Here is a 1,978-nt window from a genome sequence, read left to right on the forward strand (position 1 = left end):
GGTGGCAGCGGGACGTCGCGGGCCCGGCTCCATGCCGCGGCCGGGCCGGGCAGCGGCACCGGACCGACGGTCTGCCGGTCACCGAGTAGCCGCCGCGCCGTACCAACAGCCCGCTGAACGGCGGCCAGCCTGGCGGGTCGGGCCAGCGCCCAGGCGGCCGCCCGCATCCCGAGCGCCTCCGCCTCCGGCGTCCGGTGGGTGCGCGCGGCGTCGACGACCTGGCCGCGCAGGTGCACCAGCACATCGGGAATGTCGATGCGCACCGGGCAGACCTCGAAGCACCGGCCGCACAGCGAGGACGCGTACGGCAGCGCCTTCTCCACCGGCCCGGCGTCCACCCCGTTCAGCAGCGGGGTGAGGATGGCGCCGATCGGGCCCGGGTAGACCGATCCGTAGGCGTGGCCGCCGGCCCGCTCGTACACCGGGCAGGAGTTCAGGCACGCCGAGCAGCGGATGCAGCGCAGCGCCTGCCGGCCGACCGGGTCGGCCAGCGCGCGGCTGCGGCCGTTGTCGAGCAGCACCACATGGACCGCACGCGGACCATCACCTTCGGTAACACCCGTCCATGTCGTCGTGTACGGGTTCATCCTCTCCCCGGTCGACGACCGGGGCAGCAGCTGGAGGAACACCTCAAGGTCGGACCAGGTCGGCACCACCTTCTCGATACCCACGATACTGATCACGGTCTCCGGCAGGGTCAGGCACATCCGGCCGTTGCCCTCCGACTCGACCACCACGAGGGTGCCGGTGTCGGCGACCGCGAAGTTCGCCCCGGAGATCCCCACCTTCGCCGTGAGGAACCTGCGCCGCAGGTGCGTCCGGGCTGCGGCGGCCAGCGCCCGCGGCTCGTCGGACAGGTCGGCGGGCGCGTCCGCCATCTCGCGCAGGAAGATCTCCCGGATCTCCGCCCGGTTGCGGTGGATCGCCGGGACCAGGATGTGGCTGGGCAGATCGCCGGCCAGTTGGATGATGAGCTCGGCCAGATCGGTCTCCACCGCGGCGATCCCGGCCGCGGCCAGCGCGTCGTTGAGGCCGATCTCAGCGGTGACCATCGACTTCACCTTGACGACCTCGTCGACGCTGCCGTCGACGCCCGCGGCGCGGACAAGGTCGACCACGATCCGGTTGGCCTCGGCCGCATCGTCGGCCCAGTGCACCTGGCCGCCGGCCGCGGTGACCGCTCGCTCGAACTGCTCCAGGTAGCCGTCCAGATGCCGTAACGTACGATCCTTGATCGCGGCTCCGGCGAGACGCAGCGCCTCCCAGTCGTCGAGCTCACCGACGACCCGGGCCCGCTTGTCCCGGATCGTCGCAGTGGCGTGCGCCAGGTTGCGGCGCAGCTGGGTGTCGGCCAGCGCGTGACGCGCCGCCTGAGGGAACGCCGGCGTCCCCATGAAGATCGCCGTCATGCCGGCCATCCCCGCTTCCGTGCCCGTCCCCGCTGTCGTGCCAGGGCTCGCCCGGGCCCTGCGGATACGGCAGGTATGGCAGGTGTGGCCTCGGTCGGGACGAGCACCTCGGCCAGGTGCAGGATGCGCACTCCGGACCGCCATCTGGAGAGCAGCCCGCCGATATGCGCGAGGCAGGAATTGTCCGCGGCCACCAGCACCTCGGCCCCGGTCTCCCGGACGTGGCGCGCCTTGTCCGCGCCCATCGCCACCGACACGTCCGCGTTCTTGATCGCGAATGTGCCGCCGAACCCGCAGCACTCCTCGGCGGCCGGCAGGTCGACAAGGGTGAGCCCGCGCACCGCACGCAGCAGCCGGTGGGGCCGGTCACCCAGCCCGAGTACCCGCAGCGAGTGGCAGGTCGGGTGGTAGGCCACGCGGTGCGGGAAGTACGCGCCGACGTCGGTGACCCCGAGCACGTCGACGAGGAGCTCCGCCAGCTCGTACACCCGCGGCGCCGTCCGGGCCACCCCGTCACGCAGCGCCGCGTCACCCCGCTCGGCGGCCAGCCGGCCGTGGAAGTGACGGAT

The 1,978-nt window shown here is 72.7% G+C and carries 2 protein-coding genes; both read right to left on the reverse strand.

Annotated features, from left to right (window positions below; genetic code table 11):
* Window positions 1-1,409 (reverse strand): lactate utilization protein B (locus DD1DGNOD_RS24910; RefSeq protein WP_131771159.1); only part of this gene is annotated, 1,409 nt, incomplete at its 3' end.
* Window positions 1,406-1,978: (Fe-S)-binding protein (locus tag DD1DGNOD_RS24915; RefSeq protein WP_241255966.1), on the reverse strand; the 573-nt coding region annotated here is incomplete at its 5' end. The genes DD1DGNOD_RS24910 and DD1DGNOD_RS24915, both read right to left, overlap by 4 nt.

The sequence above is a fragment of the Candidatus Protofrankia californiensis genome, assembly GCF_900634765.1.
Taxonomy (GTDB): Bacteria; Actinomycetota; Actinomycetes; order Frankiales; family Frankiaceae; genus Protofrankia; species Protofrankia californiensis.